Here is a 22,826-nt window from a genome sequence, read left to right as displayed (position 1 = left end):
TTTTTATTGACAAGGTAATTTTCATGCTATAATGTCATCTCACTATGAATAAAACAACTACTATCAATAACTGTCCTTTTTGCAAAGGCGAGATTTTTGTAAAAGAGTTTGAGTGCAAGAGTTGCAAAACTAAAATAGTCGGTGAGTTCCAACGAGATAAGTTTTCCAACCTTTCGCCTGAACTCTTGAAGTTTGCAGAAGTTTTTTTGTTGAACGAGGGAAACATAAAAGGCGTAGAAGAAACGCTCGGTTGTTCTTATCCTAAAGTCAAAAGTATGCTAAAAGAGTTAGTCCAGGCTTTAGGATATGAATACAAAGAAAAGAAAGAAGAAGAAATGGGAGCAATCAAAAAGAATAAGAGAAAAGAAGTGCTTGATATGTTGGAAACAGGAGAAATAACCGTGGAAGAAGCAAAAGATTTATTAGGGAATCTTTAGGAGGAATATATGGAAGAATATAAAAAATATTCCGTAAAAAAAGAGGCTTTGGCGATTTCTATAGCCCTTGCGAGTTATGACTTATCAATAGAAGGATGCAAAGGCGACGAAGTCATTATACAGACAGACGATAAAGAAACCGCAGACAAAAGACTCACTATTTCAATGGAAGGGAAAGAGTTAAGAATAATGGAAGATTCGGGAATTTCGTTTGGCAGGTACGAGGGAGAATTAGTTTTAAGGATCCCCCTTAAAAAACAATATTCCGGGGAATGCAAGATTGCAAGCGGAGATGTGGAAATAAAAAACATCTCATATAACGGAATAATCAAATCGGCATCCGGTGATATCGCCATAGAATCACTTAAAGGAGACATAGAAATAGGCACCACTTCGGGAGATATTGAGTTGAATGACATCGAAGGCAACGCAAATATTCATTCTATGAGCGGCGACATAGAAATTAATGATGGAACTATATATTCTATGGATATTGCTGCAACATCCGGTGATATAAGCTTCTGCGGGAAACTCTTACTTAAAAAAGATTGTTTTATAAAAAGCGTTTCAGGGGATATTGAACTTGATATCTCAAATGCGGAAAACTTGCTTATTGAATCCAAAACACTTAGCGGTGACGTTGAAATAGAAGGAGATTACAGTGTTTCAAAAGAAGATAAAAATGGTTACAAGCATTTATCCTTAACAACCGTTTCCGGAGATATAAACATAGAATTAGGCGAAGACTGCAAAAACGTTTATGCAACTACCGTAAAAGCAAGAGATTCTTTTCACAGGGCAGGACACGGAATATTTGACAGGATGATTCATGATGGCGTTCACAGGACAATAGATGAAGCAGTAAAAAGGGCTCCGCGAGGCGTAGAAATCGTTGAAAACGAAGAACCTTCCAGAACGGAACATATTTCCCGGATATTAAAAATGCTGGAAGACGGTAAGGTAAATGCGGAACAGGCAAGAGAACTGATTGACGCATTATAAAATGATATTTTTACGCATATTTTTAGGTATTCTATGGTTTATTGTTGCTGCCGTATATTGTATTTTATGTAGTGTTCATATCAATAAACAGTTTTTCCGATTTGTAATTATCGCGTTCTTAGGACTTTCGGTTTTGCTCTCCTACTTCGCATTTCCTGTAATAATTTTTTTCACCTTTACTCTACTGCAATTATTCTCCTATATACTATGGGAACATTTTGAGACATCCATAACACGCCACACTTTTAACCCGGGTAGATTTATAAAACATTTTTGTTCCTGGATTTTCATGAAAAACGAAGATGCGTTGATAAGTTTTGTATTCCCAAAGTTTTTAACATATTTTGTTGTTTTAATCCTATCAGCAAATCGTAAATTCCGTTCATTGCTTCCGGGCATTACTAACGCTATAAGTTTAGGCGTAGATATTGACTTAGAAAGCAAAGACGGAATTGTAAGTATTCATATTTAAGTAATGGATATATAAAAAAAGAATTTGAGATTATAGGGGGCATCTATGAATAATTGGATTTTGGGACTGATTCCGGGAATTTTGGTACTTATTTCCGGAATGTTTATTTTATCACTATTTCTGGTGAAAATAGTATGGGCATGGACAATGCCTGACCTTTTTCCGGGAGCTGTTGAACAAGGGTTGATAGTTAAGTCCATATCGTGGTTTACCTCGTTTAAGCTTGCAATATTTATTAGTGTATTGGCAGGAATAGGAGGAGGAGTAAATAAAAGAAATGGATAAATAAACATACAATACATAAGAAAACAGATGAAAAGTAGTAAGGGGAGGTATTATGGAAGAGAGAATAAGAATTTTAAAAATGCTTGAGAACGGTAAAATAAATGCCGATGAAGCAGATAAACTCCTGCAAAGTATTGATAAAAAAATAAAAACGGTAGATATGCCTCGGAAACCTATATTTACAAAAGGCAGTGGTAAAAAATTGAAAATAAGATTAGAATCTAACGAGGACGGCAGCAAAAAGGTAAATATAAGTATTCCGCTTTCCCTTGCCAAATTGGTATCCGGGTTTATCCCAAAAGAACAGCAAAGAACAATGGAAGCTCAGGGAATAGATTTAAATACCATTTTAGGACATATTGATGAACTTGAAGCTACGGGCGAAGACCTTGTGAACGTGGAATCCGATAACGAAAAGATACGGATTTATATAGAATAGGATGGATGATAGAAAAGCATTTAGTAATTAGGTGATTAATAGTAACTAGTAGTAATAAAGGGCAGGGTAATTTTTAAAAACAGGAGGATATTATGAAAATAACCGTATTCAACGGAAGCCCACGGGCTGAAAAAGGAAATACACACATTATGGTGGAAGAATTCCTTGCAGGCGCAAAAGAAGCCGGTGCTGAGACCGAAAATATCTTTCTGGTAAAAAATAACATAAAACATTGTCTTGGATGTTATAACTGCTGGGTAAAAACACCCGGCGAATGCATAATCAAAGATGATATGAAAGAGTTATTATCAAAATTCATAGAAACGGATATTGTCGTTTTCGCAACTCCCCTATATGTAGATAATGTAAGCGGAATTATGAAAAACTTTATGGACAGATTAATACCCGTTCTTGACCCTTATTTCAAAAAAGATAAAAACGGTGAGTGCCGTCATACAAATAGATACGGCAAATCTCCTAAAATTGGGGTAATTTCAAATTCCGGGTTCCCAGAACAAAGCCATTTTCAGGTGCTAAAACTGTTATTCAACAGAATTGCAAAAAATATGCATTCCGAAGTTATCGGAGAAATATATAGAGGAGGAGGCCCAATCCTTGGAAATAAAATGTTACTCCTTACCCCCTTTATCCACAGTTATAAAAAATGTTTACACAAAGCCGGGAAAGAAATAGTCGAAAACTTAAAACTCTCGGACGAGACTATCGCAAAACTGGAAAGACCAATAGTCCCTGATGAACAATATATAAGCGGCGCAAATAAAAATTGGGATAAAACATTGGCAAAGATTGAACGATAGAAATCATTACTCAACAAACCTGCCACAAAAGCACGAAAGCACAAAACAGAAACTGTAAGACAGTAATCACTAGATTTTCAAAATTCAATGCTTGACTTTTTTATCATTTATAATTAAAGTGCAAGCTATTATAAATTTAAAAATCATACACACAGGAGGTTGGAATGTACAAGAATTACATAAACGGTAAATGGCAAGATGCCAAATGTGGCAAGACGTTTACAAAACTAAATCCCGCAACAGGCGAAGAAGTCGGAAAATTTCCTTTATCGGAACCGGAAGACGTTAATGATGCAGTTGCAAGCGCGAAAAAGGCTTTTAAGGGATGGAGCAGAACTCCGCTTCCTACAAGAGGCGATATAATGTTAAAACTGGGCAATCTTATGCTGAAAAATAAAGAAGAACTTGCTCGCATAGAAACACAAGACATGGGTAAAGTTTTAAAAGAAACACGTGGCGACGTCCAGGAAGGCATAGACACGGCATATTACGCTTTCGGCGAAGCAAGAAGATTTTTCGGCAAAACCGTTCCATCTGAATTACCTGATAAAATATGTATGACTTTTCACCGTCCGATTGGAGTTGCCGGGTTAATATCCCCATGGAATTTTCCCGCGGCAATACCTTGCTGGAAAATGATACCTGCGTTACTTTCGGGGAATACAGTAGTATTTAAACCATCCCGCGAGGCTCCTGCAACAGGCGCAAAACTTGTAGAATTATTGATTGAAGCAGGCATTCCTGACGGCGTAGTAAATATTATTCACGGAGCCGGAACAAACGTAGGAGAAGCCATCGCTACTCATCCCGACATAGGCGTAATAAGCTTTACAGGCTCCGTACCGGTAGGCAAAAGATTGGCAGAAATTTCCGGAAAAAGCCTTAAAAGGATAAGCCTTGAACTTGGCGGAAAGAACGGACAAATAGTAATGGATGATGCAGACCTTGAACTTGCGCTTGAAGGCGCATTATGGGGAGCATTCGGAACTACAGGACAGAGATGCACGGCGACTTCAAGAGTTATTTTACACAAAGATATTCATGATAAGTTCGTGGATATGCTTGTAAAAAGGGCAAATAAAATAAAAATAGGATACGGGTTAGACGAATCAATGGAAATGGGGCCCTGCGTTTCGGAAAAACAGCGTGATATAGTTGCAAAATATGTGGATATCGGTAAAAAAGAAGGCGCGAAACTTGCTTGCGGTGGAGAACCTTATACCGAAGGCAACTGCAAAGATGGATTTTTCTACAGACCGACAATATTTACGGGAGTAACTCCGGATATGAGAATAGCAAAAGAAGAAATATTTGGGCCGGTGTTATCCGTTCTGAAAATAAACAACCTAGACGAAGCTATTAAAGTCATAAACGGAACAGAATTCGGGCTTTCATCTTCAGTATATATAAAAGACGTTAACAACGCAATGAAAGCTGTAGCAGAAATAGAAGCGGGTATAACTTATATAAACGCCCCGACAATTGGCGCCGAATGTCATTTACCATTTGGAGGAGTAAAGAACACGGGGAACGGGCACAGGGAAGGCGGATGGACCGTTTATGAAATATTCAACGAAACCCAGACAGTTTATATTGATTACTCTGCAAAACTTCAGAGAGCGCAGATTGATACGACAGTAATTAGTTAACAGTTAATAGAAACGGAAAAAAACGGTTGGAATTAATAAGTAACAAACTTGGGATTAAAAAAGAATATGATTGACAAAGTTATAAAAGAGAAATACTCATTATGATTATGGGAAAAAGAAGATACATTGAACTGCATAAAAGCGGGGAATTGAAGAAAAGAATTAAAAAATCTCTTGCTATGCTTGAATCCTGTAAATTATGTCCGCGAGAATGTAAAGTAAATCGTTTGAATGATGAAAGAGGATTCTGCGGTGCAGGCAGGTTTGCTCTATTAGCCAGTTATGGACCGCATATGGGAGAAGAAATTCCACTTGTCGGGAAAAATGGATCGGGGACTGTATTCGTCGGAGGTTGCAATCTGAAATGTATATTCTGTCAGAATTATGAAATATCCCATGTTATGTATGGAGAAGAAGTAGAAGCAAAACAATTGGCGCAAATTATATTAAAATTACAGGCTATTAAATGTCACAATATAAATATTGTAACGCCGACACACATAGTGCCGCAAATACTTGAAGCTTTGCCTTTTGCGATTGAACAGGGATTAAATCTTCCTCTCATCTATAATAGTAGCGCTTACGATAATAAAGAAGTTTTGGAGTTGTTGGATGGAATATTTGATATTTATATGCCGGATTTCAAGTTCTGGGATTCTACAATGGCTACACAATTTGCAGGAACCGAAAATTATCCTTTGATTGCGCAAAACTCAATAAAAGAAATGCATCGCCAGGTAGGCGACCTTGTGCTGGACGAAAATGGTTTAGCTGAACGTGGATTAATATTACGCCATCTTCTATTACCGGATGATATGGAGAATACAAAAGAGATAGTAAAATTTTTCTCTTCTATTTCGACACATACTTATGTAAATATAATGGGACAGTATAAACCTTACGGTAATATAGAAGGTTTCCCGTCGCTTGCAAAAAAAATAACCTCTTCCGAATTTAACAATGCGGTAGAATTTGCAAAAGAAAAGGGGCTTTATAGATTTCTATGAAAATAAACTGGGAAGCGCTTTGCGAAGCAGTTGGAGATTATTCTCAATCACGTATATACATATTCAATAAAAAAACAGGCGAAATTATTATCGTATCGGAATATATGAGTGACTCAGGCAAGCGTGATTTAAAACAACAAGTTGCCGGGATTAAACCTGAGAATTGCGTAGTAATTCCGACAATGAGTTCAAGAGACGGATTTAAGTTAATGGAAGAGTTTGTCCCTTTCGTAAAAGATGACAAAGTGAAAGCTATATTAACTGAGATATTGCCTCAAACCGCACCATTTAAAAGATTCAAAGAAGTGGTATTCAAGAATCCCGAAATACGAAAGCAGTGGCAAAACTACCGAGAGGAAAGATTGACCGAATACGCAAAAAAATGGCTTACAAAAGAAGGAATTAAAGAAGAGTAGATAGTTGTACCCCTCCATTTTAAATTTTCAAAACTCCTTGTGATTTAGAATATTTATTTTGCTGTAATTTTTGTAGGCACAAATTCAATTTGCGCTTTTTTTGTAGGGACGTCCCATTGAGACGCCTTTGAGAAAAATATTTTTGGAATTACTCTTTCAGGAGTTTGGTTAGTTCGGATTCAAGTTGTTCTGCAGTTTCTTTACCAAATCCCGTATGCTGGGTTACAATTTTTCCTTGTTTATCAAGGATATAAGTTGTTGGAATACCCCTTATACTGTAATTTTTGGCTACTTCTTCGTTTCCTATTAAAACAGGATGTTTTATTCCATTTTTCTGAACATAATCTTTTAATGCTTTTTCTTTATCCATACCTATGCCAAGTATAAGGAACCCTTTATCTTTATATTTTTCATAGAGTTCTATAAGTGCTGGGATTTCAGCTCTGCAAGGTGGACACCAAGGCGCCCAGAAATTTACAAATACTACTTTGCCTGTTTGTTCGCTAAGAGTATACTCGGTGCTGTCAAGGCTGTATAATGTAAAATCAGGTGGTGTTAGTCTTGAGGTGTCAGCAATTTTAGCGCCTGTAGAATCGTCAATTTTTTGGTTAGTTTTTGCCCCACCTTGTTTACAACCTATAAGTAAAACCAGACATAACAGAAATATGTTTTTTTTCATTTTCCTCCGTTGCTAAATTAACTGGGGGGCATGGATTTGAACCACGATACCAGGCTCCAGAGGCCTGTGTCCTGCCGTTGGACGACCCCCCAATCTTGTTTAAGACAATATAGGAATTTATATGTTATTATGAAATATGTCAATTTTTTAATTTGTAAACATGGAAAATGGAAAGTTTTTGGACGCAGATTTTCAGGATTAACAGGAAGAAAAAGCAAAAGAACAGAAAAATAAAAGCAGACAACAAATTCATTTCTAACAGGGATTTGAAGAGAGTTAAAGAGATAAAAAAGTTTCTTTCGGGCTAAAGCCCGAGAGAGTATTTTGGTTTGTTTTTCCGCCCCCGTCCTAAAGGACGGGGTAATTTAAAAAGATATTACCCCAGAGATTAAGTGATTCTGAGTTTTTTGCAAAGAAAGGTAATTATTGACAATTCAATATCGGGTAATTAGATTATTTTTTTATTGAAATTGGATATAAATGGATAAGAAATTTTTATCAGCCATAATAGTATCTGCATCTTTATTTGGTATCAGCGCGCCCGTTGCGAAACTACTTGTTCGGGATATTCCTCCTATTGCTTTAGCCGGGCTTCTTTACCTCGGAACATTTATTGGCTTATCCATATATTTTCTTGTGAGAAAACTAATAACAAATAACTCTTATAAAAGAGAAGCCCCGTTAGAAAAAAAAGATTTTATCTGGTTAGCCGGGGCAACGCTTGCAGGTGGAATAATAGCTCCAATAAGTATGATGACAGGATTAACTTTTATTTCCGGGTTTTCCGCATCATTATTACTTAATCTGGAAGGACTTGCTACTGCCATAATTGCCGTTTTATTTTTCGGGGAAAATGCAGGAAAACGCTTATGGATGGCGTTGATATGTATGACTATCGCGGGAGTGTTTATAAGTTGGCAGCCTACTCTTGGAAATTTTAATGTATTAGGTCCACTATTAATTGTAGTTGCTATGATATGCTGGGGAATTGATAACAACTTAACTCGTAATATATCCGATAAAGACCCCATACAAATTGCAATAATTAAAGGTTTTGTTGCCGGGATAGTATCATTGTCGCTTGGAATGGCTCTTGGATGGAGAATGTCTTTTAATTCCGGGATCTTATTTGCGTTATTACTTGGAGCATTAAGTTACGGTATCAGTTTAGTACTGTTTATCTACGCACTAAAAGGATTAGGCGCTTCCAGGACAGGATTGTTTTTTAGTTTTGCGCCTTTTATCGGAGCAGTAGTATCACTAATTATACTCAAGGAATGGATAGGATGGGTAATGTTCCCCGCAATAGTATTTATGATAATCGGAATATGGCTGATAAGCAGCGAAAAACACTTGCATTTGCATAAGCACAAATCAACAATACATACACATTCACATACTCATACGGATGGACACCATTTACATAATCATCCTGAAACGTTTTCCGGTCAACATATACATCAACATACCCACAACGATATGATTCACGCTCATCCGCATTTGCCTGATACCCATCATAGACATAAACATGAGGTATTCGGGGAGGGAGAAGGCATTCCAAAGTAATTGCTATAAAACTCGAAGGGACAATAAAAATGTTAAAAAATTATTTATGGTTTAATGATGAGAAGATAAAAGTAGGATTTACTGAGAAAGATAGGAAATTTGCTGAAGAGACATCTGTCGCATTAAAAAAGGCAATCAAACTCTTGTCGGAATATTTTCTACTGAAAAAGAGTTTTCCGCCTGTCAGAGCAGTATTGGTGCCAAATAGAAAGGAATATGACCGTCTTGTTAAAGAACTGCTTAAAGTTGATATTGAACAACCTTCAGACCCAAGTAGAATTGCCCAGCCTCAACGCACAGACTTGGTGCTTCTTGCTCCTTCCGCATATTCAACGGATTCAATTTATAAGTACTTTGCCAAGGAATACAAAAGACTTCTCGTCCATGAAGCAACTCATATGTTTGAAGAACATCTTTCGCCAAATATGGAAGCAGCTCCTAGATGGTGGAGCGAAGGTCTTGCGGTTTGTATTTCAGAACAATGGAAATATGAAAATGAATTTATCCCACCTGTCGTAGAAGGAATTAGAAATAAGAATATCCCGACAATAAAAGAAATTCCAAAAAGTGTAAAACTTGCTTACCAGTGGGGTTGGACTATTGTGAAATATATAGAACACTTGTACGGGCGACAAATGATACTCAATATTGTTACTAATTGTGACGATGGCAACGTGATTAAAATAACCGGTAAAACAATTAAAGATTTTGAAAGAGGCTGGGGAAAATACCTACAGAACGAAAAAGAAATTTTGGAATTTGCGCAACCGAACAGAAAGTCAGACAAGAATGTCTGACCTACCACAGAGATTCGTACCTATGAAAAAGAATGATTATTCTGAAAGCGGTTTGGTGCTAAATTTTAATTTCCAGAAGTTGTTCGTAATTTCTTATCGTGGTTTCGTCCACCTCCATTACTTTATGGTAATTTGATTCAAACCCGGGTAATCGTTCCATTGCAAATTTTCTCGCAAAGAGCGCTTTTTTGGGGTTCCTTTTTGCTTCGTCCAAAAAGCTGTATGACATATACAGCAAAAGCGCCATATCAATAAGTGTTCTTGCGATATAGTCGCGGAAATCTTTATTTTTAAGTTCACGGACTTTATCAATTGCTTTATTAAACATTCTTTCATATTTAAGAAGAACATCGTATACGTCTTTAAATTCCCCTTCGTGCCCTTGTGCAGATTTCCTGAATTTTTCAAATTCAGAATCCATTTGTTTTGTCATAACCCCGCCAATTGCCGCAACTACCTGAAACTGTGTAGTTCCCTCATATATGCTTGTAATTCTCGCATCTCTGTAATATCTTTCCACGTCAAAATCCTGCATATAACCTGTACCTCCATGAATTTGAATTGCGTTATAGCAAATCCTGTTTGCGGCTTCTGTTGAATAGTATTTTGCAAGAGGCGTAAACAACTCCACTTTTTCGCTAAGTTTCTTGGCTCTTTCCCTCTGGTTAGCAGGTTTTTCACTGAAGAAATTTTCCTGTTTTTCTTCAAGTGTTTTTTCGATACTTTCCAATTCATCAACGATTAAACCCGTATGATAAATCAGTGAACGTGTTGCTTCAATATCCATTCTGTCATTAGTTAGCATATCGTATACTGCAGGCAATTCAATAATTTTTTTCCCAAATTGTTTTCTTTCAAGGGCATATTTAAGGGCTTTATTATATGCGGCCTGAGCTATGCCCAGAGCCTGGATTGCGACACCCAATCTTGCACCATTCATCAGATGCATTACATATTTAATAAGTCCAAAACGTCTTTTTCCTACAAGTTCACATTTGGCATCATTAAACTCCAATTCGGTAGTAGGTGAACCATGAATACCTAATTTATGTTCTATCCTGCGGATTTTCATACCACCATCTTTTAAGTAAAGGAACATAGACAATCCGCGCGCATCCTGAGTCCCTTCTTCGCTTCTTGCAAGGACGAGATGAACTCTTGCGCCTCCGTTCGTAATAAATCTTTTAACGCCATTGAGTTTCCAGCAATTTTCTTTTTCATCAAAAGTTGCTTTTGCTTGGACCGCCTGCAAATCGGAACCTGCCTCAGGTTCGGTTAAATCCATAGAACCCGTTACTTCCCCTTTACAAAATAAAGGAAGAATTTTTTCTTTCTGTTCTTCCGATGCAAATTTATTAATAGTGACGGCAATATCCTGTAGCCCGTATATGTTCATAAAGCTGGCGTCTGCTTCGGATACCATTTCTATGACAATGTTATTAATTACATTAGGGAGGTTTAGACCACCATATTTCCTTGGCAACGTTCCGCCTATTAAGTCTGCTTTTCTAAGAGTTTCAAAGGCTTGTTTAGTTCCCTCGGCATATTCTACTTCACCATCTTTATAAGAAGCGCCTTGTTCATCGACTGATTTAGCAAGAGGAGCAATACATTCAGCAGAAATCTGTCCTACGAGTTCTAATATTTTTTTGTAATTATCTATCGCATCTTCATAATTTTCCGGAGCGTAATCAAATCTTTTATGTTCGTTAAAACTATCTTCAAGACTTTCGACTATTTTCTTTATATCAAGGGAGTTAAAATGAAACAATCTATCGGAATTTTCCGTGAAAAAATTTGCCATTTTTACTCCTTTTCTTTATAAGCTTTTATCATCATAGGAATTATCCTGTTTAAATCCCCGTTAATTTTATAGTGAGCGATTTTCATAATGGGTGCATCCGCATCTTTATTAATAGCTATAATTTGTTTTGACTCCTGCATTCCTGCAAGATGTTGTATGGAACCCGATATCCCACAAGCGATATAAAGTCTTGGTCTTACAGTAACGCCTGTTTGTCCCACCTGATGGTCTTTATGAATCCACCCGATATCAACTGCAGCACGGGTAGCTCCAATTTCAGCGCCTAAAGTCTGCGCTAATTCGTTTATTAATTTAAAGTTTTCTTTATTCCCGACTCCTATCCCTCCTGATACGATAATTTGCGCACCAATGAGATTTATCTTTTTTTCTTCCTGAATTTTTTGTATAATTTCAACAATAAAATCTTCTTGCTTTATTTTTGCTTCCAATGTGATAACTTCGCCCTTTCCTGTACCGGCTGGAAGTGGTTCAAGAGTTTTCATAACTCCCGGTCTTACAGTCGCCATTTGAGGATGCATTTCGGGATTAATAATTGTTGCGATAATATTTCCTCCGAAAGCCGGTCGGATTTGTAAGAGTAAGTCTTTATATGCTTTTTTATTTGTTTTAAACTCAATGTCGCCTATTTGTAAATCGGTGCAATCCGCTGTAAGTCCGCACCTAACTGCTGAAGCTATTCTCGGTGCCAATTCTCGCCCGATTGAAGTGGCTCCAAAAAGTATTATATAAGGATTATATTTTTTTATGTTTTCTACAAGGTTAGTAGTGTAGGGCAATACTTTGAAATCTTTTAATTCCGGATGTTCTACCAGATATACTTTATCACATCTCATATCAAAAAGCGCTTGAACGCTTTTTTTGACATTGGTCCCTAACCATATTGCGCATAATTCCGTTTTCTGGTTAGAAGAAGACAACCGCCCTGCTAATTCTTTGCCTTTAGATAGGAGTTCTTTGCTAACATCCGCAATACCTTTATTTGTATTCTCAATGTAAACCCATATTTGTTTTTTATTCATTTATTTTAGACAATATATTCTTTTATCAATTCCTGCATTAACGTTTGTATTCCTTTTTCATTTGGAGGTATTTCTTTTGTTTCCTGCGTTTCAAGAGTAACATAATTAATTTTAAAAACTTTTGTAGGGGAACCTGAAATTCCGCACAAAGCGAGATCTGCGTTTATATCTTCCATATTCCACTCATTTATCAAGAGTCTATCTTGTATAAGAGTTTCTTCGGAATAGCGTTCAGGAGATAAGTATTTCAAGGTGTTTGAAACTTTAGCAAGTTCGCTATTGGATATGGCTTTTTTAAACTTTGCCATTTGTTTTATGGAGGGAAACCTTGGGGCATTGGAAGTATTTGTAACTGTAATGAGCGCCGGGAGTTTTGACTTTAAGATTTCTATCCCGTTGTCAATGAGTCTTTTAATTTTAATTTCGTTTTTATTTAAGTGTAAAACTTCCTGCATATAGGTAATTTGGGGAATGTTCAATTTTTCTGCGACCTGCGGGCCAACCTGAGCAGTATCCCCGTCAATTGCTTGTCTTCCGGAAAATATAATATCAAATTTTTCTATTTTTTTAATAGCCATTGATAAAATATAACTTGTAGCGAGGGTATCGGAACCGGCAAATCTTCTATCGGTTAAAAGGATTACTTTATCTGCGCCTCTATAAAGGGATTCTCTTAAAATTTCTGCAGCAGAAGGAGGGCCCATTGTAATAACCGTAACTATTGCTCCATATTTTTCTTTGATTAATAGCGCCGCTTCCAAAGCATTTAAGTCTTCGGGATTAAAAATGGCAGGGAGAGCCGTTCTATTAACTGTCCCGTCTTCTTTCATTGTTTTGGTAGTAATATTTCTGGTATCGGGGACTTGTTTCGCAAGAACAATAATTTGATACATTCTGCTTTTATATCCTATTTTTTACTTTTTGCAAGCAAAAAGTACTAAATAAACAGAAAATATAAGATTTTTACTGTGAGGTTTTTAAATTTTACTTGCAAAAATTCATTTGAGAGTTATTTTATGATTTATATATTTATGGCTACTTATGATTTGGTTGTTATCGGAGCTGGACCTGCAGGTTCAATGGCGGCTATTACTGCGGCTAAAGCAGGGATCAAAACTATTTTAATAGAAGAACATCCCGAAGTCGGAACTCCTCTTAATTGCGGCGAAGGCATATCCAAAGAATGGATAACAAAATTCGTAGATATGAAACCTTCCTGGATTGCTTCAAATATTGATGGCGTAACTTTTACTTCTCCTTCCCGCAGACAGTTGACAGTCTATTACCCCGGTGTCGGTTATATTCTTGAAAGAAAGATTTTTGACCGTGATCTTGCAGGACTTGCAGCGGAAACCGGTGCTGAAGTAAGAGTCAAAACAAGAGCAATCGGCTTGACTAAAACAGGTATAGATACAAATAAAGGTAAAATAGATGCGAAAATAATTATTGGTGCGGATGGAGGTCTTTCAAGAGTCTCTAGATGGGCAGGTATTGATACTAAACTTGAGAAAAAAGATTTCTGGACGACCTGCGAGTATTTGCTTGCGGCTGAAGTAACCGAAAATATAGTCGAACTTATTGCAGGAAGAGAAACTGTGCCGGGCGGATATATCTGGATATTCCCGAAATCAAAATATCTTGCCAATGTCGGTGCAGGTGTGTGTCCTGCGATTACAAGGGAATCTCCAAAAACGGTGCTTGATAACTTTTTAAAGTGGAGATTCAAAAAATATAGCATATTGTCGGAAGCTATGAGTATGGTGCCTTCCAAGGGCGTGAAAACTCTCGTCAAAAATAACGTGTGTTTGGTCGGGGATGCTGGCAGGCTGATTGACCCGATTTCTGGAGGCGGTATAGGGAATGCTTTATTGACAGGACAATTAGCTGGCAAAGCTGCAGCCGATGCCATAAAAAAAGACGATATCAAAAAGCTTAAATTATACGAAAAAGATTGGGAAAAATGGGAAGGAAAAAACTTCAAAATTAAACTGCAAGCTCGTAAAATAGCTATGAAACTCAAAGATGCAGATATTGAGTTGTTGTTTGATTTCTGTAAAGAAAACTTTGCCGGTCGCAATTTAACTAAAATGCCGAACGAAATAGATGTAATTAAAAGCATACTTAAATTCAGTCCGCGATTTTTAAAAATGGGCTTTAATTTGCTCAAAAGCTAAAAACTGCTCCAGTGATACATTTTCTTGATTATATATTTTTAATGCGGCCAACGCTTCTTATACCCGGTTGGACTTTCTTTTTAATTGGCTTCTATAGAACAGGCATATCCCAACATATACCTATGTTAGCTTTTATTTCCGCTACCCTTATGATGGGCGGGATTTATGTCATAAACCAAATTATGGATATTGAATCGGACAGGATAAATAAAAAACTTTATCTTTTACCGGAAGGATATATTTCTGTAAAACAAGCATGGATAGAAGCTATTCTTTTGTTTGCACTTGCTTTTGTTTGCGCCATTCCGTATCCTCTTAGATTTAAGTTGCTTTTGTTCGTATCCTTTATCGGCGGAATTTTGTATTCTGTGCCACCGTTCCAGTTTAAAGGACGACCAATTCTTGACCTTTTTTCAAATTCTTTCGGGTATGGATTGGTCGCTTTTTCACTTGGCTGGTCTGCAGTGAAACACATTTCATTTAATACCGTCTTGTATGCGCTGCCTTATTTGTTTGCGGTTGGAGCAGTTTTTATAAATACTACCATCCCGGATATGGAAGGTGATAAAAAATCAGGGAAAATAACTACCGGTGTGTTGATGGGGAACAATGCGTATCTTTTTTCAACTATATTGGTTATAATTTCGTTCATACTTTCTGTTTACTTGAAAGATTGGTTGTGCGGAATTACTTCTATTGTAGCAATTCCGTTGTTCTTGCTTGCGTATATAAAGCGTAATTTAACTTATTGTTTTTTTTCCATAAGGATAAGCGCGCCAATTCTTGTTCTTTTAACGGCTGTTAAATTTTTATGGTTTGCACTGGTATTAATAATTATATTTTGGGGAATGAGAATATACTATAAATACAGGTTTAATATAATATACCCAAAAATAAATGATTGACAACAGGGAATTTATATATATCTAATATAAGATAAATGATGATATTATTTTGTTTGCTCCTTGGACTCGGAGATGCATATTTGAACGATTTTATGGGGCTTGGTGTCGGCGCAAGAGCTCTCGGCATGGGAAATGCATTTATTGGACTTGCGGATGATGCTACCGCAGTGTATTGGAATTCCGCAGGATTGGCAAAAGTTAAGAAAAAAGAGTTGTTTCTAATGCGTTCGGAAGATTTTGATGGTGCGATAACATTAAATAGTGGTATGTTTGCGTATCCCTTAAAAAAATGCACTATTGGAGCAGGTATTTATATGCTTTCTATGCCGGATATTCCTTTAACTGATACGATTGCGACAGATGTACCCATAGATACAGGGACAATTAATGCAAAAGATTATATTTATTATGCCGCTTTTGCTCTTCCGGTTGGTTCGGTAAATTTGGGGTTGACTCTAAAATATATATACAGAAGCTGGTTTGTTGCCAATGCGGAAGGTATTGCCGTGGATTTTGGAATAAATTCAAAATTTAATGGTATTAGTTATGGTGCGAGTGTAGAAAATTTAGTAACCACTCCTTTGTATTGGTCTGATACGCTTTCCACGAATGATAGGTTGCCTGTTGTTTTAAAATATGGCGTAGCCTTAGAACATAATCTGGCTAATGCTAATTCTAAAGTAAATATATGTTTGGGGTTTGATACGTCATTAAAAGATAGAATTGCAGAATTTACTTCTTTGAATACCGATGCCTATTTGGGAATGGAGTACTGGTGGAAACAACAGCTTGCTTTACGAATCGGTGAAGATAGGGGGAATCTTACTTTAGGTTGCGGAATAATTTATCAAAATCTTAAAGTGGATTATGCTTTTAAGTTTCATCCTGATTTGGGGCTCGTAAAAAGATTATCAGGTTCACTTTGCTTCTAATTTATTGCCCCCGCCCCGTGGTTTTGTATCCTAAAAATTCTTTATAATTAGTTCTATAATTTTATCTTCTGCCTGTTTTATTTTTGGCGTATCTAGAACGTAATTATCCATCATAATTGAAAACACAATCAGATTGTTGTTTTGTGTATATGCATAGCCTGCAAGAGAGCTTACGGAAAGCATTGTACCTGTTTTTGCCCGAACATTTCCTTTGCATTCGCTTGTGCGTAATCTGTGTTTCAATGTCCCGTCTACCCCTGCAATGGGTAGGGAGCTTATAAATTCATTTCTTATGCCCCATTCCGATATTGCAGAAGCAAGGACTTTTACGAGCCCATGAGGTGAAATTAAATTATATCTTGATAAACCTGATCCATCAAATATTCTGATTTCATCTTTTGATAATCCGATGCCTTTTAATAATTTATATACCTCATTTGTCCCTTTTTCAAATGATCCCGGCGGCGTCCCGCCTTTAGCTCCTATAGCTTTTAAAATATGCTCTGCATAAAAATTATCGCTGTTCTTGTTCATATAGTATATAAGATATAAAAGTGGATTTGACGAGTGTGTGCAGATGTTTTTACAACTATCTTTAACGGTACCCCTGGTGACTTTTCCCGTTATTGTAATTCCTTTTTTTTCTAGCATTTCTTTTAATATTGTTGTCATATAAGAAGCAGGATTATCTACATTCCTCGTAAATTCCCCGGAAGCACTGGAATCCCCTTTTATTATAATGTAGTTTTTGTCATCTGTAGATTTCAAATTGATTGTTAATCCCATTTTATCTGCTTTTGTGGAGTCAAGTACGGTAAAATAATTTGTTTTAGGATATAAAGATATTTTTTTGCCTGATTTGCTCGGTTTTATCAGTATTGAAATATGGTTTTTATTTAAAGATATCGCGGATACTTTCGGCGCAACTAAAGATGTTTGGGGCTCGTTTACCCAACCTTTACCACATTCTTCTTCGCGGAAATAGGAGTCGTCATAAATAATGTCATTTATTGTAATTATCCCATAATCCGATATAATATCCGTAAGTTCTATAATATCCGAAAGATTGAGGTCGGGATTCCCATAACCTTTGATAAAAAGGTTTGTGTCATCGTAAAAAACTTCCGTGTTAAATGTATATTCTGCACCTAATACTGTTAATGCAGTTAAAGAAGTAAGAATTTTAACATTGGATGCAGGCATAAAAAGAGCTTCAGAGTTTCTGGAATATACTATTTTCTGGCTGTCTACGTTCATTACTTCAAGTCCGAAATTTACTTTTTGTAGCCCGCTTCTTACAATAATATCGTAGAAATCAGACTCGAAGTCTGCATAAACATTTGTCGGCAGAAAAGATAACAATAAAGGAGAGGCGAAAATCCCTATAATTAAAAAGGATATAAATAGCTTTCTTTTTTTTAACATATTTACCTGATTAGTCAGGGAAGAGATTAATCGTTCGGTACACAGCAAAGGAACCTGAGAGAAGTATTTCCGGTATTTCTGAACTGGTGTATTTTATCCCCGGGAACAAATATGCAATAGTCTTTTCTGAAACTATGCTCTTTCCCTTCACATACAAAAATGCCGGTTCCTTCCAGGATGTATACTTCGTGCTCAAATGCGTGAGTGTGGAGCGGTGTATTGCCACCTGCTTTGATTTCAAATAATCTCATTGCAAAATTAGGCGCGCCGTCGGTTTTAGCAATGAGCCATTTCATATATGCATCTTTGGCGCCTTCCATTTTTACTTCTGCCAGTTGGACATCCACGCAGTTTAGTAATTTCATTTTGCCCCCGTAGTTTATAATTTTAATGATAATAGTTTCTACTGTAAGTAAGTTAGAGTATATTTTTTACTAAGTCAATTGTTTTTTAACGTGCTGAATGATTAATTTCGTAGTCGCTTGCTATGACCGAGTATTCAAAAAATTAACGAGGATAAAAGAATTTAATCGTAACCGTGAATTAACAAAATTTCTTACGTATACCTAAACTTTACTTCCCTAATTCCTAATTAATGAAAGTTACTGCTGGTCTAAGGTGAAGTTTTTGACTGACAGCACGACTGATTTATAATCAGCAGAATATCCGTGCTTGATTTCAAAGTTCCTTGTTTGCCCTGCCGGGACACTTTCCGAACAACTTGCAGAGTCTGTGCTTAGTGTTTTATTTGCTGCATCCTGGTATTTTGCCAGAACTGTGAAAGAAGTGATCGTTTTATCCCCTGTGTTTTTAATTTTTCCATTGATAGAAGTATATTTGCTGTTCTTTTTATCTGCTTTCCATTCCCAGTCATCCGGAATTTTAATTTTGTCCGTATAGTTTTCTAATTCTATTTCATTTTCCTTTTCTTTTATAGTTGCCAATAATTCTTTTCCTTTATCCGTATCTTTGCTGTATTTATTGATTAAATCTTTCGCTTCTTCATATTTTCCTGCTCTCATTTGAGAAAGAATTTCTGCCTGTTGAGCTGTTTCTCTTGCATTTTTTGTAACAGAATTAAATACTTTAATTCCTCCTACGATAACTACTAAAATTACAACTATCCAAATAACGCTTTTCATTTTTCCCCCTTTACACAATATTCTATTTGTCAGATTATTTAAAAGATTATGTTTGTCAAGTTTTTTTGATGTTATACATAGAGATTATTGCCCAAATCATTTTTTTTATGTTTTTATTACTAAGGAATATCGGGTAATTTGTTTTTTTTCTTGACTTTTGAGTTTAAGTTTTTAAGTTGTAGAATATTTTACAAGGAGGTAAAATGAAAAAAGTATATCTAATGACGCCGGGGCCGACTCCTGTGCCAAGTGAAGTGAGGTTAGCAGAAGCACGAGAAATTATTCATCATCGCACAAAAGAGTTTTCAGATACTATAAAAATAGTTTCGGAAGGACTTAAACCTATTTTCAAGACAAAGAACTCCGTATTTACTTTTGCAGCTTCAGGAACCGGGGCAATGGAAGGTGCAGTTTGTAATTTACTATCGAAAGGCGACAAAGCATTGGTAGTTAAAGGCGGTAAATTTGGAGAAAGATGGGGTAATATTTGCAAAGCTTATGGAGTAGAAGCAATCTCAGTAGACATAGAATGGGGCGACGTAGCAGATCCTGCAGTAATTAAAAAACATTTGGACGATAATCCGGATATTAAAGTTGTATTTGCTACACTTTGTGAAACAAGTACCGCTACCGAATTTCCTATAAAAGAATATGGTGAAGTTATAAAATCAAGGCCAAATACATTATTTGTTGTTGATGCAATATCGGGACTTGCAGCTTGTGACATTCAGGTTGACAACTGGGGAGTGGATGTGTGTGTATCAGGTTCACAGAAGTCACTTATGTTACCACCCGGATTGGCATTTGCGTCGGTAAGCGACAAAGCATGGCCATTTATGGATAAATCTAATTTACCAAAATTTTATTTTGATTTCAAAAAAGCTCGCAAAGCACTTGAAAAATCAGATACTCCATTTACACCGGGGGTTTCTTTAATTATGGGATTGAAAAAAGCATTGGAAATGATAAACGAAGATGGTGGAATAGATAAGATTCTTGAAAGAGTTACGGTAATGGGAGATGCGACTCAGGCAGCTATGAAAGCACTCGGATTAAAGCTTATTTCAAAACATCCTGCAAAAGCTCTTACGGGAATTTTTGCGCCGGATGGAGTAGATGGCAAAGAACTTAAGAAAACTCTTGAGAAAAAATATGGTGTTATGGTAGCAGGCGGGCAGGACCAATTTGAAGGGAAAGTAATAAGACTTACGCATCTTGGTTATATCTGCCAGTTTGATATTATTACGGCAATAGCGGCAATTGAATTATCACTTCACGATTTGAAACATCCTGTTGAACTTGGTAAAGGCTTAAAAGCAGCTCAGGAAGTATTTGCTAAAGCTTCTATATAATTGATTTATAACGGATGTTAAAGGGGGAATAATGAAAATACTTATAGCTGATGGTCTTGATGCCCAGGGGATTAAAGGGTTACAAGCAATGGGACACCAGGTGGAAGATTTATCTGCATTACCTAAAGAAGAACTGGTGACTAAAGTAGCAGATTTTGATATTTTGGTTGTTCGCAGCGCTACTAAAGTCCGTAAGGAAATGATAGACAATATGAAGAGTATGAAGATGATTATAAGAGGCGGAGTTGGTATGGATAACATAGATGCAGATTATGCAAAAGCAAAGGGTATAAAAGTTGTGAATACTCCCGGTGCATCATCTGCTTCCGTTGCGGAATTAGCGCTTGCTCATATGTTTGCATTGTCCAGGGGAATAGCTAAGGCTACAAAATCCATCCAGGGCGGACAGTGGGAGAAAAAAGCATTCAAGGGCACTGAAATATCGGGAAAAACACTTGGCATAATAGGGATAGGAAGAATCGGGCAGGAACTTGCGAAACGTGCAAATGCGCTCGGAATGACAGTTCTAGGATATGACCCGAATGTTAAAGGTACCGGAAGTATAAAAAATGCAACTTTTGATGAATTATTACAAAGCTCGGATTATATATCAATACATACGCCATTGACAGCAGAAACCAAACATTTTATCGGGAAAACGGAATTTGATAAAATGAAAAAAGGCGCAATTGTCGTAAATTGTGCTCGTGGTGGAACGGTTGATGAATCAGCATTATTGGAAGCTTTGAAAAGCGGTAAATTGGCAGGCGCCGGTTTGGATGTGTTTGAAACCGAACCTCCTGCAGCAAGCGAATTATTGAGTTTCCCGAACGTTACACTTACTCCGCATATCGGAGCTCAGACCGGGGAAGCGCAGACAAGAATAGGCGAAGAAGTAGTGAAAATCGTTAAACAAGCTTAGTCTTTTTGAAAATTATAATAAATGGGCGGGATTTATGTCTCGCCCATTTTTTATAGTTCTTTCATTTATAGGAGTAAAAAGTATAAAAAAGTAGGGAGGAGATAGAATGAAGAGTGCTTATCTTGTAGTCGTATTAGGATTGTTTTTTTTGAGTTGTGCAAGAGAGCCAATAAAAACAGGCGGCGTTATCATTCCGTTGACTGATAAAGGTGGTGGTAACACCTGTAAGACGATAAAGATAGGCAAGCAGGAATGGATGGCAGAAAACCTGAACGTAAGTTGTTATCGTAATGGCGACTCTATACCGCAAGTGCAAGACGCGGAGAAATGGAAAAACTTAACCACAAGTGCATGGTGTTATTATAAAAACAATGCGGAACATGAAAAAACTTACGGCAAGTTATATAATTGGTATGCCGTAAACGACCCACGTGGTTTGGCTCCCGAAAGCTGGCACATACCTGCCGATGACGAGTGGACAATTCTTACCGACTGTTTGGGTGGAAAAGACGTAGCAGGCGGGAAACTGAAAGAGTCAGACACAACTCATTGGACAAGTCCTAATGTCGGTGCAACCAACGAAAGTGGTTTTTCGGCGCTTCCGGGAAGTGCTCGCAGTCCTGATGGTTCGTTCGGCTGTATGGGGCACAGCGGTGGATGGTGGTCAACTACGGAGTTTGATACTGTAAGTGCGTGGTGTCATCCGATGAGTTACCATGACACTAGTGTGCACCGTAATAGCTACGACAAAAGGTGTGCTCTTAGCATACGCTGCGTCAGGAATTGACAACAGTTCTTATTTTGTTATATCAAGACCGCTATCCGGGGAACTATTTGTATATTCTTTAAGTAATTTGTTTGTTTGCTTTATGTTGTCAATTTCATTTGAGGTGTTTGCTATAAGTTGATTGAATAATTTCAAATTGTCTTCCTCAATTAGTAATATTTTTTTTGACATTTCTGTCGAAGGCTTACTTGTTTGCAATAGTTTTTTTATCAACTCTTCTCTTTTGTTTAATATTTCCTGTAATTCGTCAAGGTTTTCAAAATTTTCACAGGCTTTTTTAAGTGCAATATTTAAAGATTGTGTTATTTCCAACATTTGTGTATGAATGGCAAGGTTTATCATATTTAGTTTTTAAAGTTTCTCATTTCTCTTTCAAGTTCACGGTTTTTAATTGTTTCTCTTTTTTCGTATTGTCTTTTCCCTTTACATAAAGCTATACACAGTTTTGCTTTCCCACGTTTATTAAAGTACAAGCTTAATGGTATGAGCGCAAATCCTTTTTCACTGACTTTACCCGTCAGGTAATTTATTTCCCTTTTATGTAAAAGTAATTTACGGGTTCGTTTTGAGTCCAACATAGTTCTTGCTTTATCGTAGTGTGTTATATGCATTCCCATAACAAAAACTTCGTCTTTTATAATCCTGCAAAAACTGTCTGCAAGAGATGCCTGACCTATCCGTATGGATTTAACTTCCTGCCCTTCCAACGAAATACCTGCTTCGTATTTTTCAATAACGGTATATTCAAAAAAAGCTTTTTTATTGTCTACTTTCAT

Annotated in this window: 26 protein-coding genes and 1 tRNA gene; 17 read left to right on the top strand and 10 right to left on the bottom strand. The window is 36.8% G+C overall.

The features are described from left to right. Positions 1-44 precede the first annotated feature (44 nt). The 9 genes from WC614_11125 to WC614_11085 all read left to right on the top strand — a co-directional run bounded on the left by WC614_11125 (position 45) and on the right by WC614_11085 (position 6,525). Positions 45-437, top strand: coding sequence for a DUF2089 family protein (locus WC614_11125; GenBank protein MFA5033556.1), 393 nt, complete (start codon positions 45-47; stop codon positions 435-437). 9 nt (positions 438-446) lie between these two features. Next, a complete protein-coding gene (locus tag WC614_11120) occupies positions 447-1,439 on the top strand; it encodes a DUF4097 family beta strand repeat-containing protein (GenBank protein ID MFA5033555.1) in 993 nt (330 codons plus the stop codon). A gap of 289 nt (positions 1,440-1,728) precedes the next feature. Beyond that, on the top strand, positions 1,729-1,911 hold the full coding sequence (locus tag WC614_11115; protein MFA5033554.1) for a hypothetical protein: 183 nt from the start codon (positions 1,729-1,731) through the stop codon (positions 1,909-1,911). Positions 1,912-1,956: 45 nt separating this feature from the next. Beyond that, on the top strand, positions 1,957-2,196 hold the full coding sequence (locus WC614_11110; protein MFA5033553.1) for a hypothetical protein: 240 nt from the start codon (positions 1,957-1,959) through the stop codon (positions 2,194-2,196). A 52-nt stretch (positions 2,197-2,248) separates the two neighbouring features. Then, the gene (locus WC614_11105) at positions 2,249-2,635 is read left to right on the top strand and encodes a hypothetical protein (protein MFA5033552.1); all 387 of its coding nucleotides are present in this window, start codon (positions 2,249-2,251) and stop codon (positions 2,633-2,635) included. 92 nt (positions 2,636-2,727) lie between these two features. Then, on the top strand, positions 2,728-3,453 hold the full coding sequence (locus tag WC614_11100) for a flavodoxin family protein (protein MFA5033551.1): 726 nt from the start codon (positions 2,728-2,730) through the stop codon (positions 3,451-3,453). 164 nt (positions 3,454-3,617) lie between these two features. Continuing rightward, complete coding sequence (locus tag WC614_11095; GenBank protein ID MFA5033550.1) at positions 3,618-5,102, top strand: aldehyde dehydrogenase family protein; 1,485 nt, start codon at positions 3,618-3,620, stop codon at positions 5,100-5,102. A 107-nt stretch (positions 5,103-5,209) separates the two neighbouring features. Then, the gene (locus tag WC614_11090; protein MFA5033549.1) at positions 5,210-6,109 is read left to right on the top strand and encodes a 4Fe-4S cluster-binding domain-containing protein; all 900 of its coding nucleotides are present in this window, start codon (positions 5,210-5,212) and stop codon (positions 6,107-6,109) included. Further along, positions 6,106-6,525: a UPF0158 family protein gene (locus WC614_11085; protein ID MFA5033548.1), complete on the top strand. Its 420-nt coding sequence runs from the start codon at positions 6,106-6,108 to the stop codon at positions 6,523-6,525. The genes WC614_11090 and WC614_11085 overlap by 4 nt, the downstream gene beginning before the upstream one ends. A 148-nt stretch (positions 6,526-6,673) precedes the next feature. Here the strand turns inward: WC614_11085 and WC614_11080 are convergent, their stop codons facing one another. Next, a complete protein-coding gene (locus WC614_11080) occupies positions 6,674-7,204 on the bottom strand; it encodes a TlpA disulfide reductase family protein (protein MFA5033547.1) in 531 nt (176 codons plus the stop codon). Positions 7,205-7,225: 21 nt separating this feature from the next. Further along, positions 7,226-7,296, bottom strand: a tRNA-Gln gene (locus tag WC614_11075). Positions 7,297-7,684: 388 nt separating this feature from the next. Between WC614_11075 and WC614_11070 the strand changes: the two genes are divergently transcribed. Further along, on the top strand, positions 7,685-8,770 hold the full coding sequence (locus tag WC614_11070; protein ID MFA5033546.1) for a DMT family transporter: 1,086 nt from the start codon (positions 7,685-7,687) through the stop codon (positions 8,768-8,770). Positions 8,771-8,799: 29 nt separating this feature from the next. Further along, positions 8,800-9,567 (top strand): hypothetical protein, encoded by a 768-nt coding sequence (locus WC614_11065; protein MFA5033545.1) that lies wholly within the window; start codon positions 8,800-8,802, stop codon positions 9,565-9,567. A gap of 58 nt (positions 9,568-9,625) precedes the next feature. Here the strand turns inward: WC614_11065 and WC614_11060 are convergent, their stop codons facing one another. Genes WC614_11060 through WC614_11050 form a run of 3 tightly spaced genes read right to left on the bottom strand, consistent with a single transcriptional unit; the run spans position 9,626 to position 13,304 of the window. Continuing rightward, entirely contained in the window at positions 9,626-11,371 is a 1,746-nt protein-coding gene (locus tag WC614_11060) for an acyl-CoA dehydrogenase family protein (protein ID MFA5033544.1), read from the bottom strand. Between the two features lie 2 nt (positions 11,372-11,373). Beyond that, complete coding sequence (locus tag WC614_11055) at positions 11,374-12,411, bottom strand: electron transfer flavoprotein subunit alpha/FixB family protein (protein MFA5033543.1); 1,038 nt, start codon at positions 12,409-12,411, stop codon at positions 11,374-11,376. 5 nt (positions 12,412-12,416) lie between these two features. Continuing rightward, positions 12,417-13,304, bottom strand: a complete 888-nt coding sequence (locus tag WC614_11050) for an electron transfer flavoprotein subunit beta/FixA family protein (protein ID MFA5033542.1) — start codon at positions 13,302-13,304, stop codon at positions 12,417-12,419. Between the two features lie 123 nt (positions 13,305-13,427). Here WC614_11050 and WC614_11045 point away from each other — a divergent pair, with 123 nt between their 5' ends. From WC614_11045 to WC614_11035, 3 genes are all read left to right on the top strand, one after another. After that, on the top strand, positions 13,428-14,585 hold the full coding sequence (locus tag WC614_11045) for an NAD(P)/FAD-dependent oxidoreductase (protein MFA5033541.1): 1,158 nt from the start codon (positions 13,428-13,430) through the stop codon (positions 14,583-14,585). Positions 14,586-14,707: 122 nt separating this feature from the next. Continuing rightward, positions 14,708-15,490 carry a UbiA family prenyltransferase gene (locus WC614_11040; protein MFA5033540.1) on the top strand — a complete coding sequence of 261 codons (783 nt, stop codon included), beginning with the start codon at positions 14,708-14,710 and terminating at the stop codon, positions 15,488-15,490. A 35-nt stretch (positions 15,491-15,525) separates the two neighbouring features. Beyond that, on the top strand, positions 15,526-16,422 hold the full coding sequence (locus WC614_11035; protein MFA5033539.1) for a PorV/PorQ family protein: 897 nt from the start codon (positions 15,526-15,528) through the stop codon (positions 16,420-16,422). Between the two features lie 30 nt (positions 16,423-16,452). On the opposite strand, the gene dacB is transcribed toward WC614_11035, so the two are convergent. The 3 genes from dacB to WC614_11020 form a co-directional block, all read right to left on the bottom strand. Further along, positions 16,453-17,847, bottom strand: coding sequence for a D-alanyl-D-alanine carboxypeptidase/D-alanyl-D-alanine-endopeptidase (dacB, locus tag WC614_11030; GenBank protein ID MFA5033538.1), 1,395 nt, complete (start codon positions 17,845-17,847; stop codon positions 16,453-16,455). A gap of 26 nt (positions 17,848-17,873) precedes the next feature. After that, positions 17,874-18,212 (bottom strand): cupin domain-containing protein, encoded by a 339-nt coding sequence (locus WC614_11025; GenBank protein ID MFA5033537.1) that lies wholly within the window; start codon positions 18,210-18,212, stop codon positions 17,874-17,876. A 237-nt stretch (positions 18,213-18,449) separates the two neighbouring features. Then, positions 18,450-18,989, bottom strand: a complete 540-nt coding sequence (locus WC614_11020) for an FxLYD domain-containing protein (GenBank protein MFA5033536.1) — start codon at positions 18,987-18,989, stop codon at positions 18,450-18,452. A gap of 203 nt (positions 18,990-19,192) precedes the next feature. Here WC614_11020 and WC614_11015 point away from each other — a divergent pair, with 203 nt between their 5' ends. The 3 genes from WC614_11015 (at position 19,193) to WC614_11005 (ending at position 22,050) form a co-directional block, all read left to right on the top strand. Continuing rightward, positions 19,193-20,341 (top strand): alanine--glyoxylate aminotransferase family protein, encoded by a 1,149-nt coding sequence (locus tag WC614_11015; GenBank protein MFA5033535.1) that lies wholly within the window; start codon positions 19,193-19,195, stop codon positions 20,339-20,341. A gap of 28 nt (positions 20,342-20,369) precedes the next feature. Then, the gene (locus tag WC614_11010; protein ID MFA5033534.1) at positions 20,370-21,263 is read left to right on the top strand and encodes a D-2-hydroxyacid dehydrogenase; all 894 of its coding nucleotides are present in this window, start codon (positions 20,370-20,372) and stop codon (positions 21,261-21,263) included. Between the two features lie 106 nt (positions 21,264-21,369). After that, on the top strand, positions 21,370-22,050 hold the full coding sequence (locus WC614_11005; GenBank protein MFA5033533.1) for a fibrobacter succinogenes major paralogous domain-containing protein: 681 nt from the start codon (positions 21,370-21,372) through the stop codon (positions 22,048-22,050). A 9-nt stretch (positions 22,051-22,059) separates the two neighbouring features. Here WC614_11005 and WC614_11000 read toward each other — a convergent pair whose 3' ends face one another. Then, positions 22,060-22,392: a hypothetical protein gene (locus WC614_11000; GenBank protein ID MFA5033532.1), complete on the bottom strand. Its 333-nt coding sequence runs from the start codon at positions 22,390-22,392 to the stop codon at positions 22,060-22,062. Between the two features lie 2 nt (positions 22,393-22,394). Beyond that, on the bottom strand, positions 22,395-22,826 hold the full coding sequence (gene smpB, locus WC614_10995; protein MFA5033531.1) for an SsrA-binding protein SmpB: 432 nt from the start codon (positions 22,824-22,826) through the stop codon (positions 22,395-22,397).

The organism is bacterium, from assembly GCA_041649255.1.
In the GTDB taxonomy this organism is placed as follows: Bacteria; Hydrothermota; UBA3073; order JACQXS01; family JAQTXJ01; genus JAQTXJ01.
The sequence above is the reverse complement of the archived record's forward strand: the minus strand, read 5'-3'. Positions and strand labels throughout refer to the sequence as shown.